The sequence below is a fragment of the Chryseobacterium turcicum genome, from assembly GCF_021010565.1.
Taxonomy (GTDB): Bacteria; Bacteroidota; Bacteroidia; order Flavobacteriales; family Weeksellaceae; genus Chryseobacterium; species Chryseobacterium turcicum.
Genome location: NZ_JAJNAY010000001.1, coordinates 2,921,640 through 2,944,415, shown reverse-complemented (window position 1 = coordinate 2,944,415; position 22,776 = coordinate 2,921,640). Strand labels below are relative to the sequence as shown.

The following is a 22,776-nucleotide window of genomic DNA, read 5'->3' as shown; positions in this document are numbered from 1 at the left end:
GGTAAAAAAAATATTTATAAACTAAAAATTTTAGGCAAAGCCGTTAAAAAATTTTCCCCTTTAGGGGCAAGGTCGGGAATATGTTTACAATGAAACGAAGTATAATTGTAGTGACAATTCCCATACCTTGCTATTTACTACTCCCTCTATTTTTAGAGTCTGTAAAAATAAGTTTCTTTACCATCTTTGGTATTGTAATTTTTGACAATAATTAGTCGCTCCTTAAAATGCATTTAAACCGCTGTATTATAGTGTTTTAAATGTTAATTTGTTTGTTTTTTCTTGCAGGTTTTTGTACTTTAGAGGTGTAAAACCTTGCAAATATGTTGGGAAAAAATCCAGAAAAACTGCCAGAATTATTCCGCCCGATGTTGGTGGATTTTATTGATGATAAGCATGAACTCGTTTTGCTTTCAGGAAAAATTGATTGGAACTATTTTGAGAAAGAATTTTCGCCATTGTATTCGAAAGTAGGCAATCCTAGCCATCCGATTCGGTTTATGGTCGGCTGTTTGCTTCTGAAACATCTTTATAATTTGGGCGATGAAACTTTGGAAAAAGCCTGGATGATGAATCCTTACATGCAGTATTTTTCTGGTAGCGTTTTCTTTGAACACGAATTTCCTTGTGATTCCAGCAATTTCGTTCATTTTCGAAAAAGAATTGGAGAAGAAGGCATCGAAAAAATCTTCGCGTACAGCGTAAGAATGCACGATGCAAAAATGAATACTTCGAATTTTGTTTTATCAGACACTACCGTTCAGGAGAATAATACTAAGTAATGGTTAAAATTTAATGTCGTATTTTGTTCCGAAATTAGTCAAAGCAAGATTTAATTTTCTTTGAGATTTTGAAATGATTGATAAGCCTCAAAATCTAACCATTGATACTTTATCCTTCGCCATAGAATTTCAATTAGATTTAACTCTGGAGAATATGGTGGCAAAAAGTAAATAAAAACATCTTTTTCTTTCCATTGTTCTATTTTAGCCATAAATTTCTTTGATTTATGGATTGGTGAATTGTCAAGAATGACGATCGTTTTTTTAACGGTTTGTTCCACAAAACGATTCATAAAGCAGATAAGTCTATCTGAATTAAAGGTTGTTTCAAGTATTTCGAAATGAAGTTTATTTTTACGGTTCATCAACCCAACTACATTCTGATATTTGCCTTTAGCAGCAGGTAATACTATTTGATTATCCTTTGTTTGCCAAGCATAAGGTACATTAGGATGGAGTCCAAAATGACTTTGGTCTCCAAAATATACATCAATATAACCGATATCTTCCAAACTCTTTAATGTTTCTATTTGCTTTTGTTTAAATCGAAATTGTTCTTCGTTTCGTTTCCCTTTTAAAGAGAGCCTAGCTCTTTTCCATTTATAACCCAGTAACTTTTAAAAAATTCTGCAATGTTTTTTTGCAGATGATAATATTGTGTTGCTGTTCAAAGTAAATTAATACATTTTTTAAATTTCTATTGTGAAGTTCTAATTGCTCTGAAACCTCTTTGGAATAGTCTTTCAAAAGGGTTTTCGCACCTCTTCCCTCTGATATAGCAAGGGAATCAACCCCTATTTTATCCCAATTATCAAACCAACGTTCAATTGTTCTGCGACTTACTTTAAAAATAGAAGCTAGCTCTTTAATCTTGTGCCGTTGATCTGATAAAACAAGGCATTGACTGCGTTTTCTAACAGTATTATTAGGGCTATTTTGATGAAGGTGCTCTAATAACTCAATCTCTCCTTTTTTAAGTGTTACATATCTCATAATGAGATAAATATACCGAATTTATCCATTGCAAACAATTAAATACGACATTATTTTATTCTAATTACTTATAATTAAATCTTTGCGTTTAAAAATTTACAAAAGTAATTTTTTAAATATTTAGAAAAGCTTAACAAATTTCTATTCGTGCCAAATTCCTTTATATCTTTTCGGATGATTTTCCAGCTGCTGTCTTACGAAATCACATTCTGGGTCAATCATTAGATCTTTTTCTTCTGCATAATTAACCAGTTTGTCTAAAAGCAGCTTTGCGTAGCCATGTCCTTCAAGATCTTCATCAATTTTGGTGTAATATACATTAAGCAATCTTCCGTCTACGGAAATCGACATATAACCTACTTTTTTATCATCAATTAACAATTGTAGCTCATCTTGATAAGGTGATAATTCAAATTTTATATTTTCCATAATGTTTGATTCTTGGTGAAACTCTTCTTTAAAATTACAAATTTTTAGTGATAATAAGATCATATTTAAATAATCTTAACGAAATTATATTTTAGATCGTGTTTAAATTTTATTTATCAATGATTATTATTGAGCGATGATGTTGTTGTTTGAATTTTATAATTTTGAACCATGGAATCTAGAGAGACAATAAAAGGCTTTTATGAGCGCAATGCTCAGAATCAAGGTTTACAATGTATAAAAACTCCCGGAGTAGGTCATTTTAATGTGTTTTCGCGAGAAAATTGTTCGTCAATTACGCCGTACAGCCGAAGAGATTATTATAAAATTTCATTAATTATCGGAAAAGGTAAACTTCATTATGCAGATAAGTGGATTTACGTTGATAAACCTGCCTTATTGTTTTCTAATCCTGTCATTCCTTATTCATGGGAAGCTGAGAATGATAATCAAAAAGGATTTTTCTGTTTGTTTACCGATCATTTTCTGCACGATGGAAATAGATTGGGAACCCTTCAGGAGTCACCGCTTTTCAGAATTGGAGGAACTCCTGTCTTCTTTATCGATGAAGAGCAACAAAGAACGGTTACCGATATTTTCATTAAAATGATGACCGAAATTCAATCTGATTATTTGCATAAATACGATATGTTGCGCGCTTATCTTCACCTTTTGATTCATGAAACAATAAAGATGCGTCCTGCTGAAAGTTTTGAGCATTATCAGAATGCTTCACAAAGAGTCGCGTCATTGTTTATGGAATTATTGGAAAGGCAATTTCCAATCGATAGTCCTGAAAGTTTTTTAAAGTTAAAAAGTCCGGTTGATTATGCAGAAAATTTGTCAATTCACGTCAACTCATTAAACCGTTCTGTAAAAGAAATTACGGGAAGAACAACCAGTCAGCAGATTACCTCAAGAATTATTCAGGAAGCCAATGCATTGCTTAAACACACTGACTGGAATATCTCTGAAATTGCCTACGGATTAGGTTTTGAAGAACCAGCATACTTTACTAATTATTTCAAAAAACAAACAGGAATAACACCCAATGCTGTTCGAACAGCGGTTGTTTGAATTTTATAATTCTTCGTTTGAATTGTATATTACAATCGGGAAATTTCAGTTATAATTTTGTACAATAAATTTTAAATCACAAGTTATCATGAAATTTAGAAAATTAGGAAAAACAGAAGAGCAGTTATCTGCGATCGGTTTAGGATGTATGGGAATGAGTTTTGCATACGGACCAACAGATGAACAGGAAAGTATCAGTACTTTGCACAGGGCTTTAGATTTAGGTGTGAATTTTTTGGATACTGCAGACATGTACGCCAACGGAGAAAATGAAAAGTTGATTTCGAAAGTATTAGTTCCGAACCGTGACAAAATTTTTATTGCTACAAAATTTGGATTTAGGTTTAAAGATGGAAAAGCCAATCACAGTGGTGCTCCCGGAACCTATTTTGATGGCTCCCCGGAATGGATTAAAAAAGCAGTTGATTTAAGTCTTCAAAGATTGAAAATTAATGAGATTGATTTGTATTATGCTCACAGAGTAGACCCTAATATTCCTATTGAAGAAACAGTTGGTGCAATGGCAGATTTAGTAAAAGCCGGAAAAGTGAGATATTTAGGTTTGTCTGAAGCTTCTACAGAATCAATTAGAAAAGCCAATAAAATTCATCCGATTACAGCGTTGCAGTCAGAATATTCTATTTTAACTAAAGATGTTGAAAAAGAAATTTTACCGACAATTAGAGAACTAGGAATTACTTTAGTTCCTTATTCCCCTTTGGCGAGAGGTCTTTTTTCTAATATTAATGAGGCTCAAAATTTTAGTGATGAAGATTTCAGAAAATCTTTACCTCGTTATCAGTCCGAAAATCTGGAAAACAATAAAAATTTAGCTAAAGAAATTAATGATTTTGCTGCTTCAAAAGGAGTAAAGGGAACACAGTTAGCACTTGCATGGGTGTTAAATCAAGGTGAAGATATTATTCCGATTCCGGGAACAAAGCGTAGAAAATATCTTGAAGAAAATATTGAAGCAATTAATCTTGAACTTTCTCCATCAGATTTAGAAACTATCGATTCTCTTCTTAAAAAATATCCAAATATCGGGGAAAGATATAGTGAAGGTTCTATGAAATTGGTGAATAACTAAAAACTTCCAAAACAAAATCCAGATTGCTGATAAAATTTCCGACAATTTGGGTTTCTATGAAAAGATTTAATAACGAATGGTAACACTCAAAGAGAAAAATAAATTCATTGCAACGATTTTGGCTTTTGCAATGATTCCGATGTCGGGTTTGACGACCGATATTTATCTTCCTTCTATGCCGAGTATGGCAACTGAACTTCATCAACCGGAAAGCAATATTCAGCTTACATTATCGATATTTCTGATTAGTTACGGGATCACTCAGTTTTTCGCAGGAAGTATTGTTGATTCTTTCGGCCGGTACAAAATTTCAATGGCTTCTTTAGCTTTGTTTGTCGTTTCTTTTTTGATTACTGCAACGACACAAAATATATTCGTTATTTATGCAATGCGTGTTTTGCAGGGGATTTTATCAGGATTTGCAGTGGTTTCAAAACGGGCTTTTTTTGTCGATGTTTATGAAGGTGATGAGCGGAAACATTATCTTAGTATTATGACGATTGTTTGGTCTGTCGGTCCGATAATCGCCCCTTTTATTGGTGGTTATTTACAGAAAATTTTCGGATGGCAGTCGAATTTCTATGTTTTGGCAGGATATAGTTTGGTTCTTTTAATTTTAGAACTGATTTTTTCTGGTGAGACATTAAAGAAAAGAAACCCTTTTCATGTAGAATTTTTACTGAAAGAATATGATTCTATGTTTAAAGCCAAAGATTTTTTCTACGGAATGGTGATGTGCGGAATCAGCTATTCGATGATTATGTTTTTTAATCTTTGCGGATCTTTTATTATTGAGCATAAAATGGGCTATTCTGAAGTAACCGCAGGCTATATTTCTTTAATTTTAGGATTTGCATGGATGGCGGGTGGTTTTCTTGGGAAAGCACTGATTGAGAAAGCATTTTTACCTAAGATTAGATATGCGAATTTTATTCAATTATTTTTAATTGTTTTGATGTTTATGGCTTCCTATTTTTCTAATAATATCTACAGTCTCGTTGCTTTTGCATTTGTTATTCATGTCACAGCCGGATTTATTTTTAATAATTATTTCTCTTACTGTATCGGAAGATTTCCAAATTCTGCCGGACTTGCAGGCGGAATGACCGGTGGAGTAGTCTTTATCATCACCTCAGCACTAAGCTATGGAATTGTTGCGATTATCAAACCTCAAATCCAAATGGAAGTAGCTGAAGGATATTTTCTGCTAGGAGTTTTAGGATTGTTTATTTTGAGTATGATTAAATGGAGAAAGGCACATGTTTGATTAATTAGGAATTAGTTTTTTGATAAATCTCTATTTTTGAGCTAATTAATATCAATATAAGCGGGCTTTAGCCCGCTTATTTCTTTGTAATAGAAAGATTGGCTTTAGCAGAAACTTAAAATTTAAACTTTTTACAATTCTTTATTGAAAATAAAATTGTGTAATTCGTGAAAAATATTCGTGTCATTCGTGTTTAAAAAAACAAAAAAGCTCCTTAAAAAAGGAGCTTTCAATTTATATTAAATCTGAAAATTAAATCTGATCAATAATTTCATTTAAAACAGTACTTGGTCTCATTGCCTCATACGTTTTATAAGTGTCAGTTTTGAAATAACCATCGATGTTTTGAGGTTTTCCTTGAGCACCAATTAATTCAGCATTGATTACTTCTTCATTTTCCTGCATTGCTTCTGCAACCGGAGCAAATTGTTCAGCTAATTCAGCATCTGCAGTTTGATTTGCCAATGCTTCAGCCCAATACATTGCTAAATAGAAGTGAGAACCTCTGTTATCAATTTGTCCTACTTTTCTTGCTGGAGACTTATCTGTCGCTAAAAATTTAGCATTAGCTTCATCTAAAGCATCTGCTAAAACCTGAGATTTAGTGTTTCCTTGAGTTTGTGCTAAATGCTCTAAAGAAGCTTGTAAAGCTAAGAATTCACCTAAAGAATCCCATCTTAAGTAGCCTTCTTCCAAGAATTGCTCAACGTGTTTTGGTGCAGAACCTCCAGCTCCAGTTTCAAATAAACCACCACCATTCATCAATGGAACGATAGAAAGCATTTTCGCAGAAGTTCCAAGCTCAAGAATTGGGAAAAGGTCAGTCAAATAATCTCTCAATACGTTTCCTGAAACAGAAATAGTATCTTTTCCTTCTCTTGCTCTGATTAAGGTTTCAGTCATTGCATTTTTTACATCAAGGATCTCAATTTCTAATCCTTCAGTATCGTGATCAGCTAAATATTTTTCAACTTTTTTAATCATTTCTCTGTCGTGCGCTCTTCCTTTGTCTAACCAGAAAATGGCAGGCGTATCAGAAAGTCTCGCTCTGTTTACCGCTAATTTTACCCAGTCTTGGATGGGAGCATCTTTAGTCTGGCACATTCTGAAAATATCACCCGTTTCAACTTTTTGAAAAAGAAGAACGTTTCCGTTTTCGTCTTGCACTTCAATTGTTCCTTCAGCAGAAGCTTGGAATGTTTTGTCGTGAGAACCATATTCTTCAGCTTTTTGAGCCATCAAACCAACATTAGGAACAGAACCCATTGTTGTAGGATCTAGTTTCCCATGCGCTTTCATATCATCAATAACAGATTGATAGAATCCTGCGTAAGAACGGTCTGGAATAATACAAACGGTATCTTCTTCGTTTCCGTCTTTGTTCCACATTTTTCCACCACCTCTTACTAAAGCAGCCATAGAAGCATCAACAATAATATCAGAAGGAACGTGGAAATTGGTAATTCCTTTGTCAGAATTTACCATCGCTACTCTTGGTCCGTTTGCCAAAGTTGCTTCAATATCAGCTTTAATATCAGCTTCCTGAGCATTTCCTTTAATTTTATCGAAAAGATCAGCTAAACCGTTGTTTGGATTAACATCTAAAGACTTGAACGTATCCGCATATTTAGTGAAAACATCTTTAAAGAAAGTCTCAACAATCGCTCCGAATACGATAGGATCTGAGATCTTCATCATCGTCGCTTTCAAGTGAGCAGAAAGAAGTACGTTTCTGTTTTTAGCTTCTTCAATAGCTTCTTGTACGAAAGCTTTCAAAGCATTTAAGTTCATTACAGAAGAATCAATTACTTCTCCAGCCTGAAGACCTGCGAAATCTTTTAATAAAGTTTCAGCACCGTCATTTCCTTTGAAAACGATTTTATATTTTGTAGCATTCTCAAGAGTCGTAGAAGTTTCTGTACCGTAGAAATCTCCGTTGTTCATGTGAGCAACATCAGTTTTACTGTCTGAAGCCCAGTTACCCATTCTGTGAGGGTTTGCTTTTGCGTAATTTTTTACTGCTTTTGGAGCACGTCTGTCAGAATTTCCTTCTCTTAACACAGGGTTTACAGCACTTCCTAAAACTTTAGCATATTTAGCTTTGATTGCTTTTTCTTCGTCATTTTTAGGTTCTGCAGGATAATTTGGAACTGCGAAACCTTTTCCTTGTAATTCAGCGATAGCCGCATCCAATTGAGGAGCAGAAGCAGAAATATTTGGTAATTTGATAATGTTTGCATCAGGTTGAGTTGCCAATTGACCTAATTCAGCCAAAGCATCACCAACTTTTTGATTATCATTCAAAAACTCAGGAAAGTTTGCTAGAATTCTTCCTGCCAAAGAAATATCCGGAACGGCGATCTCAATGTTTGCCGATTTTGTAAATGCCTTTACGATAGGTAAAAACGAGTGTGTAGCCAACATTGGAGCTTCATCCGTAAGTGTGTAATAGATTTTTGATTTGTCTGACATTATACTGTAATTTATTATTTAAATTTTTAGTTTCACAAATTTAGTGATTATGATTGTTTTATTTGGAATCTTTACATAAAAAAAGAGGCTATTGCCTCTTTAAATTTATAATTGTGTGATTGTATATGTTCCTGTGCCGTTAAAGTTTATTGTAAATGTGATTTGATAATTTTTAGGAGTTGAAGTCAAATTTGGAAATGTAATAGGAGCTCCTCCCACATCAATATTACCATCACTTAAATTATCACCATATTCTTCATCACCTACAGTAATTACAAAAGTAGAAGCCATCACATTTGTAATTCCAAAAACTTGTGTAGAAAATGTATTATTTGTTACATTATACGATAAAGGTGTCATTGATGACGGATAACTACCAATGAAATCTACAGAAGGCATAATATTTTCTGCTGCTATAGTTGCAGATAGACCATAATCTGTAATGGCAATTTCGTAGAAACCATTGGAAGAAATATTAAAGTCACTACCATTGGGCACTAAAACAGATTGGCTACCCACTCCATAAACTTGGGCACCATTAGCTTGTGATGAAATGAATTTTAATTGAGTATTTGCAGGTAAGTATCTATATCCGATTTTTTTATTTCCAACATTTCTTAATAATTCAGCAGTGGTAGCATTAAAACTGTTATGTGAACCATACATATAAAGATTTGTAGGGGCAGTTGAACTAGAACTTGATGTAGTCGGTAAACTCAACGTTCCTGAGTCACTTACGTTCAAAGTATAAGGTGTTCCATTCGGAGAAGTAAGTGTAATTCCTTGCCCAGATCCAGTTACAACTGTTTTACTAACTTGGGAATAAGGTACACTCATCAGTTGATTTACTCCAACATTTGTATAGTTAGAACCTCCCGCAGGATCCATCTCTACTTTTAAAAATTTTGTGTTTGCTCCCCAGTTAATTCCTCCAAAAGTTCCTGTTGTTGCAGTTCCTTGTCCGATATTTAAATTAACTAAACCTTTAGCATTGGTTGTTTTGTTGTGTGTTTCTGTATATAAAACAGTTCCTGTAGCTGAGTTTTCTAAAATACTGATCTTTAAAGCTACGTTTCCATTGGCAATTGGAGCTCCAGCTGCGTTAAAAGCAATTGTTTGGTAACTAAAAGCTTGTGGAACCTGTGCGCTTAATAATGTAGCTAAAAATAATCCTATACTTGTGTAAAGTTTTTTCATTTCAATGAGTTTTTAATTTTTTTTGATAATTTTAATAGGCTTGATATCAGAATTTCTGAAAACAATCATGTAAACACCTTGAGGAAGGTTTCTAAGATCCAGTTTCTCTGATTCTAATTTTGTTTTGAAGACAAGCTTCCCTGAAAGATCATAGATTTCAGCACTTTCGATTTTTGATTTTGAGTTCAATTTTACGTAAACGAAATCTGCGGTAGGATTCGGGTAAATTTTTACATTGTCTTTTTCAAGTTCGGTAACTCCTAAAACCTGCAGGACAGATTGATAAAACATTCCCATTGTTCCGGAATTTGCTTGGTCGGGATCGGTCGGGATTACATAAATCTCACCAACCGAATGGTTGAAGTTATCTGCAGAAACTGCTCCGGAATTGATGCCTCCAATCACAGACTGGGCAAAGCCGAAAAAAGGAACTCCAAATAATAAGAGGGTAATTTTTTTTCGCATTTATATTTATTTAAGACCGCTAATATAAATAAATTTCACATTTGTGGGGATAAAAAATTTTGCTTTCCACTTTAAGAATTATTTAACCTTTATTTCAGCCTTAATCATTCTAAATTTAAATAAATTTGAAGAAAATTATAAATACATCAACTATGTCTACAATTACATTTAAAGGAAACCCAATAAATACAATAGGAAGCCTTCCACAAGTTGGAAACCAAGCTCAGGAATTCACAATGGTTTCTGGAGATTTATCTGAAAAAAATCTTGCTGATTACACAGGGAAAAGAGTAGTATTAAATATCTTCCCAAGCATTGATACAGGAATTTGTGCAGCTTCAGCAAGAAAATTCAATGAAGAGGCTTCTACTCTTGATAATACTGTTGTTATCAATGTTTCTAGAGACTTACCTTTTGCATTATCTAGATTTTGTGCAGCTGAAGGTTTAACGAATGTAGAAACGTTATCAGATTTCAGAGGAAATTTTGGTGAAGATTATGGAGTTACTCTTACAGATTCGCCTTTAAAAGGGCTTTTGAGCAGAGCTGTTGTGGTTTTAGACGAAAAAACTAATGTGATCTACACAGAGCAAGTTCCGGAAATAGGACAAGAGCCTAATTACGAAGCCGCTATCGCTTCTTTGAAGTAAATAAAAATATTTCTCATCAATTTGAAATCATTCTGTTATTTAATAGAATGATTTTTTTATTTTTGTGCGAACTCAATAATTAGTCGGTGAAAAATAAATTTACCTCTTTTGCAATTATCTGTTTCCTTTTTTATGGGAATACAGTTTTTCAAGCGCAGGAATCTAAAGAGATTTTAGACCTTAAAAATAAATTGCTTACCACAAAAAATGACAGAGAAAAAGTTAAATTATATGATGATCTTGCGAACAAATACTCAGATAGTAAGATTATTGACAGTGCGTTAGCATATTCTAAATTGAGTTTACCTATTTACGAAAAATTAAATAATATTGAACAAATAGGTAGGTCTAATCTTTTTATTGGTGGGTTATTACTACAAAAAATGGATTTTGCGAATAGCGAAAGATATCTTGTGGAAGGAGAGCGATATCTCAATAAGACTGAAAATTATGACAAAAGAGCTTGGGCTTACTATTTATTAGCTACAGTAAATTCGGTTAATAAAAAAAATAAAGTAGCAAACGATTATTGTAATCAAATCCTAAATCTTTATAATCAGAATAAAATTAAAGATAAAAAGTTAGTTCTGACAGCATATCAACGATTGTTTCAAAATAATTTTCTTCAAGAAAACCCAGTTGAAGCCTACAAATCTTTAAATACATATATCGAGTTTACAATAAATAATTTTCCAGAATTTATTTATGATGCGTACTTTTTCGCAGGAACATTTTATCTTTCAAATAAAGATTTTAAAAAATCACTAGACTACTATCAGAGGTCACTTGAAATTGCAAAGAAAAGTAAGAATGAGCAGCAAGTTGCTAATTCTAAAATGTTTATAGGCAATATATACTCTGAAACGAAGCAGTACGAAAAAGCAAAACTTTTTTTTAATGATGCTAAAAATTACTTTGAAGAACATCAATTAAATAGTAGTTTACAGATGCTTTATTACTATTTTTCTGATATAAATTATAAACAGAAAGATTATACAAATGCTTTGCTCTACATTAATAAAGCTTTGAAATTGAGTAGTGAACAAGATCCAATGTATCATTATTTTACACACCAAAAAGGATTGATTGAGTTAAAAACTTTGATTGATGATGAAGCAGATTTTGGTCAAGACGTTGCAAAAGCACAAGAACTTCAAAAACTTACGAATAAACAATCGGAAAGTTTAGAATATTTTTTGAATTTAAAAACAGTGGTTTCTGCTGAAGTTTTTATTCAAAATTATGATATTTTGCAGCAAGCCTATGAAAAATTGGGAGATTATAAGAAAGCTTTATTTTATCTAAAAAAGGCAAAAGATAAAAAGGAAGAAACATACGGTTTGGATAATATGAGAAACCTTTCCGATATACAGTCACAAACGGAACTTGCAAACGAAAGAACCCGGATAAAGCTAGAAGAAGAAACCAAACGCATCCAGCTTCAAAAAGAAATAGAACTAAAAGCACTCCGTTTTGAATACGAAAAAAAACAGGCGGCTGCAAAAACTGAGGAAGAACGAAAAAGACTTGCGCTAGAGGAAGATTTAAAAAGAAAAGAAATTCAGATTAAATTTGATGAAGAGCAAAAAGCAGTGGCTCTAAAATATGCTCAGGAAAAAAATATTGCTAAAATCAATCAGGAAAAAAAAGATGCCCTTGCGAAAGCAGATTTAGAAAGTTCTAAAATACAAAAAAATATGTGGGCAATTGGAGCCGGTTTATCTTTGCTGTTATTAGGTTTTGCCGGATTTTCTTACAATCAAAAACGTAAAGACAATAAAAAAATCGCTGAAGAGAAAAAGAAATCGGATGATTTATTGTTAAATATCCTTCCTCATGAAGTTGCCGAAGAATTAAAAGAAAAAGGAAAAACCAGTGCCAAACATTTTGATCAGGTTTCTGTTTTGTTTACCGATTTTGTCAATTTTACTGCAAATTCAGAAAGAATTGGGGTGCAGGAAGTTTTGAATGAACTGAATATCTGTTTTACAGAATTCGACAGAATCATGGAGAAATACAATTTAGAAAAGATAAAAACCATTGGTGATGCCTATTTGGCGGTAAGCGGTTTACCTATTTCTAATGAACAGCATGCAAAAAATGCAGTGAATGCAGCTTTAGAAATTCTTTCTTATATTCAGCAAAGAAAAAAAGAGAATCCAAATGCTTTAGATATCAGAATAGGAATTCATTCAGGACCGGTGATTGCCGGAATCGTGGGTGTGAAAAAATTTGCTTACGATATTTGGGGTGACACGGTAAACACGGCAGCAAGAATGGAGCAGAACAGTTCAGCGGGAAAAGTAAATATTTCTGAAGCAACCTATCAGTTAATAAAAGAAGACTTTAGTTTTGAGCATCGTGGAAAAATCGAAACCAAAGGAAAAGGGGCAATGGATATGTATTTTGTAAATCATTTAGTTAAATCTTAAAAAATTGAAAAAAAATCTACTCTTTAAATTTCTACTTTCTGTATCATTTCTATTGCAAATTTTTTGTTTTGCTCAAAATTCTCTTGAAAAACCTAGAGTTTTTACTGAAAAAGAAATAAGAAGTGGTGTTTTAATTGATGAGAAAAGTAAATTTTCTGAGAATGATAATCAGGCTTTTGCATTACCTACATTTGATGATTCTTTATGGAAATATGAAAATTTCAACTCCAAAAAAGTTTATAAAAAAGATCAACCTTATTGGATTCGGTATTACTTCAAAATAGACTCTTCATCTGTCAACAAACCACTTGGTCTGGAACTGAGTCAGCTTGGCGCATCAGAAATCTATCTCAACGGCAAAAAAATAGAAAGCATTGGTAAAATAGGCAAAGGGAAATCCCGAAAATTTGTCATCAAAAATACGATACCAACTATTTTTACACTTAATGATACGGATGTCAATGTTTTAGCGATACGATATTTACCACTACTTAACAGATCTAGAGTGATCAATAATGCAAGGCTTCTCAATATCGAAATTAAACAGGCAGATTATCTTGTACAAGATAAATTGGAAGTTGGAGAAGAAGTTAATTTTTATATGATGCTTACCTGTGGAGTCTTTACTGCATTGGGTTTTATTCATCTTTTGTTATTCCTTTTTTATAGAAAAGCATTGTATAATCTGTTCTTTTCCATATACAATATTTCCATTGCGTTGTTTGGATATTTGGTCATCCTTTTGTATAAAATGCGAGATCCAGACTTAGTTTATACATACGTATTTATTGGGTTTTTATCGATGATGTTGTTTGCATCAGCTTTAAGCGGATTTGTTAATACTCTTTTTGCAAAATCAAAGACAAGATTAATAGTGATGCTTATTCTTGCTGTCATCTTAGTTATCTTTTATTACTTCAATGATACATTCGCAATCATTCTTGGCTTTTTTTATCTCGCTTTTGTAGCTTTCGAATCTTTTTATTTGGTAATTAGGGCGATGATAAGAAGAGAAAAGGCGGCGTATATTGTTGGAGGTGGTATATTGTCGTTTTTTGTATTCACGTTACTCATTATTATTCTTAATGTTTTAGACAATCTTAATGTATCTTTCTCTGGGAAGTTTTCAAAAGACGATTTTGGAGCATATTTTTTGATATTAATCATCATCAGTTTCCCAATTTCTATTTCGGCATATTTGGCTTGGCAATTTGCTTCCACTAATTTAAGCTTGGTAAAACAGCTGGACAAAGTCAACCAACTTTCTGAGATTAATTTGAAACAGGAACAAGAAAAACAGCAGATTTTGCAAGACCAAAATGATTTGCTTGAGCAACAGGTTGATGAGCGTACTTTTGAATTGCAGAAAGAAAAGCAAAAAACAGAAAATCTGCTCCTCAATATTCTTCCGCATGAAGTGGCTGAAGAACTGAAAGAGAACGGAAGCTCTGAAGCTAAATATTACGATGAGGTAAGTGTTTTATTTACTGATTTTGTTAATTTTACCCAGAGTTCCGAGAAGATGGGTGCTGAAAAAATGCTGGCTGAACTCAATGAATGCTTCACCGCTTTCGATATGATTATGGAAAAACATGGTTTAGAAAAGATAAAAACCATCGGTGATGCTTATTTGGCCGTTTGTGGATTGCCCATTAAAAATGAGAATCATGCCTATCAAACAGCTTTGGTAGCTTTAGATATTCTTGAATATATTGAAGAAAGAAAAAAGACTAATCCGGATGTTTTAGATATTAGAATCGGGATTAATTCGGGTTCTTTAATTGCCGGAATTGTTGGGGTGAAAAAATTCGCATACGATATTTGGGGCGACACCGTAAATACAGCTGCAAGAATGGAACAAAATAGTGAAAAAGGAAAAATAAACATTTCTGAATCGACCTATCAATTGATTAAAGAAAAGATTATCTGCGAATACAGAGGGAAAATCCACACCAAAGGAAAAGGTGATATGGATATGTATTTTGTCAATCATTTAGCTAAATCTTAAAAAATTGAAAAAAAATATACTCTTTGCATTTTTGGTTTTAATGGTGGTACAGACATTCTGTTTTGCTCAAAATTCTCTTGAAAAACCCAGAATTTTTACTGAAAATGAAATTATAATTGGTGCACCAATCAATGAAAGTAGTAAAATTTTTGCCGGTGACAACCCTGCTTTTGCTTTGCCAGAATTTGATGATTCTTCATGGAAACATGCCAATTTTAATTCTAAAAAAATCTATTCTTGGAATCCTATTAAATTAAGTCCTGAAAATGCTTCTAAAAAAGATCAGGTTTATTGGGTTCGTTATTATTTTAAAATAGATTCTACATTACTGAATCAACCTTTGTGTTTGAATATCACTCAACTTGGTTCTTCAGAGATTTATCTAAATGGTAAAAAGATAGAAAGCATCGGAAATATAAAGTTGAAAGAGTTTAAGATGAAAAACAAAATTCCAGAGTTGTTTTCTTTAGATAAAACCGATGTAAATGTTTTAGCGATACGTTTTTTACCATTTGTAGTAGTCAAAAAAAAGACTGTCAATCTTAGTCCTGTCGCAATAAGTATAGAGCTTGTTTCTGCTCACAATTTTATTAAAGATAAAGTCTCATTGTGGAAGGATTTTAATTTTTATACGATGCTGATTTGCGGTATATTTGGTGCATTAGGATTTATTCATTTATTGTTGTTTCTTTTTTATAGAAAAGCGATTTATAACCTGTATTTCTCTACCTACAATATTTCTATTTCTTTGATGAGCTATTTAACGTTGCTCTTTTCTGAAATGACAGATCCTTTAAATCTGGATACTTATACCTTTGCTTCATTTTTGGCGGTGATGTTATTTGGTACTTCACTTACAGGTTTTATCAATACATTGTTTGGAAGAACAAAAAAAAGGCTGAAAGTAATGTTGATTATTTCTGCCTCTATTGTTCTGCTCTATTATTTTAGTGCCACTACTGCAGCAAGTTTTGCGTTTTTTTATATTGCTTTCGTTGCTTTCGAATCTTTTTATTTAATCATCAGAGCGATGATCAGGAGAGAAAAATCGGCTTTCATTGTTGGAGGCGGAGTTTTGGTATTCTTCCTTTTTATTGTAATGGTCATTATTTTCATGCTTTTAAATAAACTGAATACTATTGATATAAATAATTTCTTCGGAGATGATTTTATTACTTATGTTTTTATATTTATTTTCATCAGTTTCCCGATTTCGATTTCGGCTTATTTGGGTTGGCAATTTGCTTCCACTAATTTAAGCTTGGTAAAACAGTTGGATGAAGTCAATCGACTTTCTGATATTAATTTGAAACAGGAACAAGAAAAGCAACAGATTTTGCAAGATCAAAATGATTTGCTTGAAAAACAGGTTGATGAGCGTACTTTTGAATTGCAAAAAGAAAAGCAAAAAACAGAAAATCTACTCCTCAATATTCTTCCACATGAAGTGGCCGAAGAACTGAAGGAAAACGGAAGCTCTGAAGCTAAATATTATGATGAAGTAAGTGTTTTATTTACCGATTTTGTTAATTTTACCCAAAGTTCAGAGAAAATGGGTGCTGAAAAAATGCTTGTAGAACTCAATGAATGCTTCACCGCTTTCGATATGATTATGGAGAAGCATGGTTTAGAAAAGATAAAAACCATCGGTGATGCTTATTTGGCAGTTTGTGGATTGCCTATTAAAAATGAGAATCATGCCTATCAAACAACTTTGGTCGCTTTAGATATTATTGAATTTATTGAAGAAAGAAAAAAGACCAATCCTGATGTTTTAGATATCAGAATCGGGATTAATTCGGGTTCTTTAATTGCCGGAATTGTTGGGGTTAAAAAATTCGCATACGATATTTGGGGTGATACGGTGAATACCGCAGCAAGAATGGAGCAAAATAGCGAAAAAGGAAAAATAAATATTTCAGAATCTACATACCAATTAATAAAAGAGAAAATTAATTGCGAATACAGAGGGAAAATCCATACCAAAGGAAAAGGTGATATGGATATGTATTTTGTCAATCATTTAGCTAAATCTTAAAAAATTGAAAAAAAATATACTCTTTGCATTTTTGGTTTTAATGGTGTTACAGACATTCTGTTTTGCCCAAAACTCTTTTGATAAACCTAAAGTGTTTACTGAAAAAAATCTGATGTATGGAGCATTGATTGATGAAGAGAGTAAATTTATTGCCGACGATAACCCCGCGTTTGCATTACCAAACTACAATGATTCTGCTTGGAAATATGCTGATTTTAGTTCTAAAAAAGCCTACGATAAAGATCAGGTTTACTGGATCCGATATTACTTTAAAATAGATTCGGCCTCTGTAAATAAGTCTTTGTGTTTTGATATCAAACAAGTAGGAGCTTCCGAAATTTATCTCAATGGTAAAAAGATTGAAACGATAGGGAAAATAGGAAAAAGCGGTGCAAGAGAATTTAGAATGAAAAATGATATTCCTGAATTGTTTTCGTTAAATAATACAGAAGTCAATGTCTTGGCGATTCGCTTTCTGCCTATCGTCGGTGGAAAAAAAATGGCGATCAATTACAGTCCTGTAGCATTAGATATAGAATTAATAGATGCCAAGGAGTTTATTCATGACAAAGTAGAAATGGAACAGGGGTTTAACTTTGTATCGATGCTGATTTGTGGCGTTTTTTCCGCACTGGGATTCATACACCTGCTCTTATTTTTATTTTATAGAAAAGCGATTTATAATCTGTATTTCTCAATATATAACCTCTCTATTGGCTTAATGAGCTATATGGTTCTTTTATTTTTTGAAATGAATAATCCTGAGAAAATAGATGCTTACGCTTTCTTTTCTTTTCTTTCCATGTTGGCTTTTGGAGCATCGCTCACTGGTTTTGTTAATACATTATTTGGTAGAAGTAAAATTAGATTAAAAATCTTACTGATTTTTGCAGCTCTGCTTCTGATACTGTATTACTTCAGTGCAAAAGTAGCGATCAGTTTGGTTATGTTTTATCTGTTTTTCGTTTGGTCTGAATCGTTGTATCTTATCATAAGAGCCATGATAAGAAAAGAAAAATCGGCTTTTATAGTTGGTGGCGGAATTCTTACTTTCGTTGCTATCATTATTCTTACCATCATTTTTAATATTTTAGATTCTTTAAATATTGTTGCCCCAAAAATGTTTTCAGGAGATACATTCGGAATAATAGTCTTGATTGTTATTTTTGTAAGCTTCCCGATTTCTATTTCGGCTTATTTGGGTTGGCAATTTGCTTCAACGAATTTAAGTTTGGTAAAACAGCTGGATGAAGTCAACCGACTTTCTGATATTAATTTGAAACAGGAACAGGAAAAACAGCAGATTTTGCAAGATCAAAATGATTTGCTTGAGCAACAGGTTGATGAGCGTACTTTTGAATTGCAGAAAGAAAAGCAAAAAACAGAAAATCTACTCCTCAATATTCTTCCGCATGAAGTGGCCGAAGAACTGAAGGAAAATGGAAGCTCTGAAGCTAAATATTATGATGAAGTAAGTGTTTTATTTACCGATTTTGTTAATTTTACCCAAAGTTCCGAAAAAATGGGTGCTGAAAAAATGCTTGTCGAACTCAACGAATGTTTTACCGCTTTCGATATGATAATGGAGAAGCATGGTTTAGAAAAGATAAAAACCATCGGTGATGCTTACCTGGCAGTTTGCGGATTGCCTATTAAAAATGAATGCCACGCTTACAAAACAGTATTGGTCGCTTTAGATATTATTCATTTTATTGAAGAAAGAAAAAAGACCAATCCTGATGTTTTAGATATCAGAATCGGGATTAATTCTGGTTCTTTAATTGCCGGAATTGTTGGGGTGAAAAAATTCGCTTACGACATTTGGGGCGATACCGTAAATACCGCAGCAAGAATGGAGCAAAACAGCGAAAGAGGAAAAATAAATATTTCAGAATCGACTTACCAATTGATAAAAGAAAAAATTACCTGCGAATACCGAGGTAAAATTCATACAAAAGGAAAAGGAGATATGGATATGTATTTTGCATTGGAAGCTAAAAATATTTAACCACAAAAGAAACAAAAGTTTTCTTGCTGAATTTAAAGCATTTTATCTTTGAAAATTAAAAGTTCACAAAATTTAAAAAACATTTTCTATTTTAAATATGGAATACGAAAAACTAAATAAACTCATATTAAAAAGACTCAGAGAAAACCTTCCTGAGCATCTTTCTTATCACAGCGTGATGCACGTAAAAGACGTTATCGATGCTGTAGAAAAAATTGCTAAATCTGAAGGAGTTAGTGATGAAGATTTAGTATTGCTAAAAACCGCGGCGTTGTTTCACGATACCGGATTTTTATACGGATCAAAAAATCATGAGGAAAAATCATGTGAAATTGCTGCAGAATATCTGTTAGAATATGGCTTTTCGCAAGATCAGTTAGATAAAATAAAAGGAATGATCATGGCGACAAAAATTCCTCAGACTCCGAAAAACCATTTAGAACAAATCGTTGCCGATGCCGATTTAGATTACTTGGGAAGAGATGACTTTTTTGTAATTGGTGATAAGTTGTTTGAAGAACTTTCGATGTTCGGAATTGTCAATTCCGAGCGTGATTGGAATTTATTACAGGAGAAATTCTTAGAAAGCCATCATTATTTCACAGAAACTGCCATCAATACCAGAAAAGAAAAAAAACAGGATAACCTGAATATTATTAAAACAAAACTAAAAAACAACTGATTACTTTATGAGCTCTGCTTCAACTAAACATGGCCCGCTTTTTACTCTTTCAGATATTATTTATCTCGTTTTAGGAGTTATTTCTGCGAGTTTTGCTTTAAAATCTTTCCTCGTTCCCAATCACTTTTTAGATGGTGGTGTTACCGGTGTTTCACTTTTACTTCACGAAGTTTACCATTGGAATCTCGGAGTCGTTCTATTGGTTTTAAACTTACCATTTATCATTCTGGCGTACTTCCAAATCGGAAAACACTTTGCCATCAGAAGTTTTTTAACGATTTTACTAATCATCATCACCATTTTTTTCGTCCCTTTTCCGGAAGTGACCCATGACAAATTATTGGTCGCTGTATTTGGCGGATTTTTCATGGGAATTGGAATCGGTTTATCTATGCGAGGTGGCGGAACTTTCGACGGAATGGAAGTTTTAGCATTATTAACATTCAAAAAAAGTAGTTTCAGTATCACCGAAATTATTTTAGGAATGAATGTGATTATCTTTATCATCGCAACCGTTTTTCTTAAATTTGAAACCGCTTTGTATGCAATTATGACGTATCTCGTGGCTAGTCAGATTACTAAATATGTGATTGAAGGAATTGAAGCCTATACAGGAGTAACGATTATTTCAGGAAACAGCGAAGAGATTAAAAAAGCTTTGGTTTTAACGATGAATAAAGGAATTACTGTTTACAGAGGAGAAAGAGGTTTTATGAAAGAATCTTTTGAGCAAAGCGCCGATGCCGATATTATTTTTACAATTGTAACCAGGCTGGAAGTTCGAAAACTACAGAATATTGTTCGTTCAATTGATCCGAAAGCATTTATTTTTACCCAAACCGTAAGAGAACCTCAAGGCGGAATTGTAAAGGAAATTGTGAAGCATTAAAGTTCAAATTAATAATAAATATTGCCTTGTAGAATTATTTTTACAAGGCTTTTTTGTTAATTTTAAACTTAAATTTTAATTTTAATGAAATGGTAAAAAGAATCGTAGCCAATATAAAAACTGAAGATTTATCTAAAGCTGATGTATTTTATCATGATATTTTGGGTCTCGAAACATTGATGAATCATGGCTGGATTAAAACTTTCGGTAATGAGGAAAAATCAAAAGTTCAGATAAGTTTTGCAACTCAAGGTGGAAATGACACCAAGGTTCCCGACTTTTCTATTGAAGTTGATAATGTCGATGAAATATATGACAAAATGGTAGATTCAGAATTTAAAATTATCTACAAAATAACCAATGAAGATTGGGGTGTTCGAAGATTCTTTGTGATAGACCCGTTCGGAAAGCTCATTAATATTCTTTCACATCAATAAGTCTAATATTATTCTATTAATTTTAGTTAATTAAAAATCATTGCATCAAAAAAATAAAAATGTTAAAGCCTTATGTATTTCAACTGTAAGGCTTTAATTTTGCCTATCAACTATCAACTATCAACTATCAACTATCAACTATCAACTATCAACTATCAACTATCAACTATCAACTATCAACTATCAATTCTAATAAATGAAACGCTCCGGAACCGCAACTTTACCACTTCATTACGGAAAAGTACCGCCTTGGCTATACGAAAGAATGGCCGTGCTCGGACTTTCCATCGTAGAAGTAATGTTAGCAGATTATGGTAAAAATGAAGTGCTTCGCAGATTAGCAGACCCGTTTTGGTTTCAAAGTTTCGGTGCGGTAATGGGAATGGATTGGCATTCTTCAGGCATCACAACTTCGGTAATGGGAGCATTAAAACGCAGCATTAATCCTAATTCTAAAGAACTAGGAATTTATATTTGTGGTGGAAAAGGCAAGCTTTCCAAAGAAACTCCGAATGAATTATTAGTTATTGCTGATAAAACCGGACTAAATGGAAACGAATTGGTTCGTGCAAGTAAACTCTCTGCAAAAGTGGATAATACTGCGATTCAGGATGGTTATCAACTGTATCTTCATAATTTTATTTTGTCAGATGAAGGAAATTGGGCAGTTGTACAGCAAGGAATGAATGATTCTGATGGCACAGCGCGACGTTACCATTGGCATTCTGAAAATATGGAATCTTTTGTAGAAGAACCACACAAAGGAATTCAAGGGATTAATAGAGGTGAAATTTTAAATCTAACAGCGAGTGAAGCTAAAAACAGCCGCAAAGGAATCTTGGAAATCTCACACACCAATTCAGAAAAAATAATGCAGGATTTTGCCAATCTCATTCTGCCTGCTCATCATGACGTACGTGCTTCGGATGTAGATTTGAAAAAACTGGGCACACTTTTGTACATGACCCGAGAAAAGCCACCTGAAAATTTTGAAGAATTATTGTTATTAAAAGGCGTAGGACCGCGAACTTTACAAAGTTTGGCATTGGTAAGTGAAGTGATTCATGGGGCGCCTTCAAGATTCAGAGACCCTGCGAGATTTTCGTTTGCGAATGGTGGAAAAGACGGTCATCCGTTTCCTGTTCCCATCAATGTTTATGACGAGACAATTTCAATTTTGCAAAAAGGAATTGAAAAATCTAAGTTGGGAAATTCAGACAAATTGCAGTCTATCAATAAGCTTCACACGATTATTTCTGAAGCTGAGAAAAACTTCACACCAGATTTTGATATTAATGAGGTGATTGAAGAAGAAAGACAAAACTCTTGGCGTTTTGGTGGAAAAACTGTTTTTGGGGATGCAGAAAAACCTTCAAAACCAAAGCCGATTCAGCTTTCTTTGTTTTAAATATTTATTCTTGTAAATCTGATTTTTAATTATAACAAAGGTGTTTGTACTCAATCGCAAATCTGTTTTGGTTAAAACAATAGTGATTTAATAAAAACACAATTCTGTTTGTATTAAAACGGGTGTGTTTATCCTTTCGTAGAAATCTGTTTTAGTTAAAACAAGGGTGTTTGTCTTAAAACAGAAAATCAATTTATAAATATTATGAATGTCCGTTTTTAACCAAAGTTTAGAAACCAGCAGACATTTTGTCTTTCCGTAGGAATCTTAATATACTAAATATAAAGTATCTTAAATCGACTTCGTCGAACCATTAGATTAGGTTTCCTAAGGAAAAACAAATAAGCTGTTAAAAACTAACTTATTACCAATTATAGATATTTATGATAAATCATTGATGTCCGGTAAAAATTAGAAATACAATTAACAGCTCGCTCCTCAGGAGCTTTAAT

At 33.0% G+C, this 22,776-nt stretch carries 19 protein-coding genes; 13 read left to right on the top strand and 6 right to left on the bottom strand.

Features of this window, described 5'->3' with window-relative positions; all coding sequences use genetic code 11:
- Positions 1-323: 323 nt before the first annotated feature.
- The gene (locus LO744_RS13410) at positions 324-782 is read left to right on the top strand and encodes a transposase (protein ID WP_230670029.1); all 459 of its coding nucleotides are present in this window, start codon (positions 324-326) and stop codon (positions 780-782) included.
- A 50-nt stretch (positions 783-832) separates the two neighbouring features.
- Here LO744_RS13410 and LO744_RS13405 read toward each other — a convergent pair whose 3' ends face one another.
- The 3 genes from LO744_RS13405 to LO744_RS13395 form a co-directional block, all read right to left on the bottom strand.
- On the bottom strand, positions 833-1,393 hold the full coding sequence (locus LO744_RS13405; RefSeq protein WP_230670584.1) for an IS630 family transposase: 561 nt from the start codon (positions 1,391-1,393) through the stop codon (positions 833-835).
- Positions 1,383-1,775 (bottom strand): helix-turn-helix domain-containing protein, encoded by a 393-nt coding sequence (locus LO744_RS13400; protein ID WP_230670027.1) that lies wholly within the window; start codon positions 1,773-1,775, stop codon positions 1,383-1,385. The genes LO744_RS13405 and LO744_RS13400 overlap by 11 nt, the downstream gene beginning before the upstream one ends.
- A gap of 141 nt (positions 1,776-1,916) precedes the next feature.
- Positions 1,917-2,204, bottom strand: coding sequence for a GNAT family N-acetyltransferase (locus tag LO744_RS13395; protein WP_230670025.1), 288 nt, complete (start codon positions 2,202-2,204; stop codon positions 1,917-1,919).
- A 171-nt stretch (positions 2,205-2,375) separates the two neighbouring features.
- Here LO744_RS13395 and LO744_RS13390 point away from each other — a divergent pair, with 171 nt between their 5' ends.
- The 3 genes from LO744_RS13390 to LO744_RS13380 all read left to right on the top strand — a co-directional run bounded on the left by LO744_RS13390 (position 2,376) and on the right by LO744_RS13380 (position 5,638).
- Entirely contained in the window at positions 2,376-3,281 is a 906-nt protein-coding gene (locus LO744_RS13390) for a helix-turn-helix domain-containing protein (protein WP_230670023.1), read from the top strand.
- A gap of 88 nt (positions 3,282-3,369) precedes the next feature.
- The gene (locus LO744_RS13385; RefSeq protein WP_230670021.1) at positions 3,370-4,371 is read left to right on the top strand and encodes an aldo/keto reductase; all 1,002 of its coding nucleotides are present in this window, start codon (positions 3,370-3,372) and stop codon (positions 4,369-4,371) included.
- Between the two features lie 76 nt (positions 4,372-4,447).
- Entirely contained in the window at positions 4,448-5,638 is a 1,191-nt protein-coding gene (locus LO744_RS13380; protein WP_230670019.1) for an MFS transporter, read from the top strand.
- 252 nt (positions 5,639-5,890) lie between these two features.
- On the opposite strand, the gene LO744_RS13375 is transcribed toward LO744_RS13380, so the two are convergent.
- The 3 genes from LO744_RS13375 to LO744_RS13365 form a co-directional block, all read right to left on the bottom strand.
- Positions 5,891-8,110, bottom strand: a complete 2,220-nt coding sequence (locus tag LO744_RS13375; RefSeq protein ID WP_230670017.1) for an NADP-dependent isocitrate dehydrogenase — start codon at positions 8,108-8,110, stop codon at positions 5,891-5,893.
- Between the two features lie 105 nt (positions 8,111-8,215).
- Positions 8,216-9,307 carry a cadherin repeat domain-containing protein gene (locus tag LO744_RS13370; RefSeq protein WP_230670015.1) on the bottom strand — a complete coding sequence of 364 codons (1,092 nt, stop codon included), beginning with the start codon at positions 9,305-9,307 and terminating at the stop codon, positions 8,216-8,218.
- 12 nt (positions 9,308-9,319) lie between these two features.
- On the bottom strand, positions 9,320-9,772 hold the full coding sequence (locus LO744_RS13365; protein WP_230670013.1) for a T9SS type A sorting domain-containing protein: 453 nt from the start codon (positions 9,770-9,772) through the stop codon (positions 9,320-9,322).
- Between the two features lie 152 nt (positions 9,773-9,924).
- Between LO744_RS13365 and tpx the strand changes: the two genes are divergently transcribed.
- The 9 genes from tpx (at position 9,925) to LO744_RS13320 (ending at position 22,324) form a co-directional block, all read left to right on the top strand.
- On the top strand, positions 9,925-10,422 hold the full coding sequence (tpx, locus tag LO744_RS13360) for a thiol peroxidase (protein WP_230670011.1): 498 nt from the start codon (positions 9,925-9,927) through the stop codon (positions 10,420-10,422).
- 86 nt (positions 10,423-10,508) lie between these two features.
- Positions 10,509-12,854: an adenylate/guanylate cyclase domain-containing protein gene (locus tag LO744_RS13355; protein WP_230670009.1), complete on the top strand. Its 2,346-nt coding sequence runs from the start codon at positions 10,509-10,511 to the stop codon at positions 12,852-12,854.
- Between the two features lie 4 nt (positions 12,855-12,858).
- On the top strand, positions 12,859-14,862 hold the full coding sequence (locus LO744_RS13350) for an adenylate/guanylate cyclase domain-containing protein (protein ID WP_230670007.1): 2,004 nt from the start codon (positions 12,859-12,861) through the stop codon (positions 14,860-14,862).
- 4 nt (positions 14,863-14,866) lie between these two features.
- On the top strand, positions 14,867-16,900 hold the full coding sequence (locus LO744_RS13345) for an adenylate/guanylate cyclase domain-containing protein (protein ID WP_230670005.1): 2,034 nt from the start codon (positions 14,867-14,869) through the stop codon (positions 16,898-16,900).
- A gap of 4 nt (positions 16,901-16,904) precedes the next feature.
- On the top strand, positions 16,905-18,908 hold the full coding sequence (locus LO744_RS13340) for an adenylate/guanylate cyclase domain-containing protein (RefSeq protein ID WP_230670003.1): 2,004 nt from the start codon (positions 16,905-16,907) through the stop codon (positions 18,906-18,908).
- Between the two features lie 97 nt (positions 18,909-19,005).
- Positions 19,006-19,590: an HD domain-containing protein gene (locus tag LO744_RS13335; protein ID WP_230670001.1), complete on the top strand. Its 585-nt coding sequence runs from the start codon at positions 19,006-19,008 to the stop codon at positions 19,588-19,590.
- A 7-nt stretch (positions 19,591-19,597) separates the two neighbouring features.
- A complete protein-coding gene (locus tag LO744_RS13330) occupies positions 19,598-20,479 on the top strand; it encodes a YitT family protein (protein ID WP_230669999.1) in 882 nt (293 codons plus the stop codon).
- A gap of 89 nt (positions 20,480-20,568) precedes the next feature.
- Complete coding sequence (locus tag LO744_RS13325; protein WP_230669997.1) at positions 20,569-20,916, top strand: glyoxalase superfamily protein; 348 nt, start codon at positions 20,569-20,571, stop codon at positions 20,914-20,916.
- A gap of 196 nt (positions 20,917-21,112) precedes the next feature.
- Positions 21,113-22,324, top strand: coding sequence for a DUF763 domain-containing protein (locus LO744_RS13320; RefSeq protein ID WP_230669995.1), 1,212 nt, complete (start codon positions 21,113-21,115; stop codon positions 22,322-22,324).
- Positions 22,325-22,776 lie beyond the last annotated feature (452 nt).

Bases quoted from the DNA above. Each gene is read 5' to 3' on its own strand.
- tpx (WP_230670011.1), top strand. From the start codon at position 9,925: ATGTCTACAATTACATTTAAAGGAAACCCAATAAATACAATAGGAAGC.
- LO744_RS13325 (WP_230669997.1), top strand. From the start codon at position 20,569: ATGGTAAAAAGAATCGTAGCCAATATAAAAACTGAAGATTTATCTAAA.
- LO744_RS13330 (WP_230669999.1), top strand. From the start codon at position 19,598: ATGAGCTCTGCTTCAACTAAACATGGCCCGCTTTTTACTCTTTCAGAT.
- LO744_RS13380 (WP_230670019.1), top strand. From the start codon at position 4,448: ATGGTAACACTCAAAGAGAAAAATAAATTCATTGCAACGATTTTGGCT.
- LO744_RS13370 (WP_230670015.1), bottom strand. From the start codon at position 9,307: ATGAAAAAACTTTACACAAGTATAGGATTATTTTTAGCTACATTATTA.
- LO744_RS13400 (WP_230670027.1), bottom strand. From the start codon at position 1,775: ATGAGATATGTAACACTTAAAAAAGGAGAGATTGAGTTATTAGAGCAC.
- LO744_RS13390 (WP_230670023.1), top strand. From the start codon at position 2,376: ATGGAATCTAGAGAGACAATAAAAGGCTTTTATGAGCGCAATGCTCAG.
- LO744_RS13410 (WP_230670029.1), top strand. From the start codon at position 324: ATGTTGGGAAAAAATCCAGAAAAACTGCCAGAATTATTCCGCCCGATG.
- LO744_RS13385 (WP_230670021.1), top strand. From the start codon at position 3,370: ATGAAATTTAGAAAATTAGGAAAAACAGAAGAGCAGTTATCTGCGATC.
- LO744_RS13395 (WP_230670025.1), bottom strand. From the start codon at position 2,204: ATGGAAAATATAAAATTTGAATTATCACCTTATCAAGATGAGCTACAA.
- LO744_RS13320 (WP_230669995.1), top strand. From the start codon at position 21,113: ATGAAACGCTCCGGAACCGCAACTTTACCACTTCATTACGGAAAAGTA.
- LO744_RS13375 (WP_230670017.1), bottom strand. From the start codon at position 8,110: ATGTCAGACAAATCAAAAATCTATTACACACTTACGGATGAAGCTCCA.
- LO744_RS13365 (WP_230670013.1), bottom strand. From the start codon at position 9,772: ATGCGAAAAAAAATTACCCTCTTATTATTTGGAGTTCCTTTTTTCGGC.
- LO744_RS13335 (WP_230670001.1), top strand. From the start codon at position 19,006: ATGGAATACGAAAAACTAAATAAACTCATATTAAAAAGACTCAGAGAA.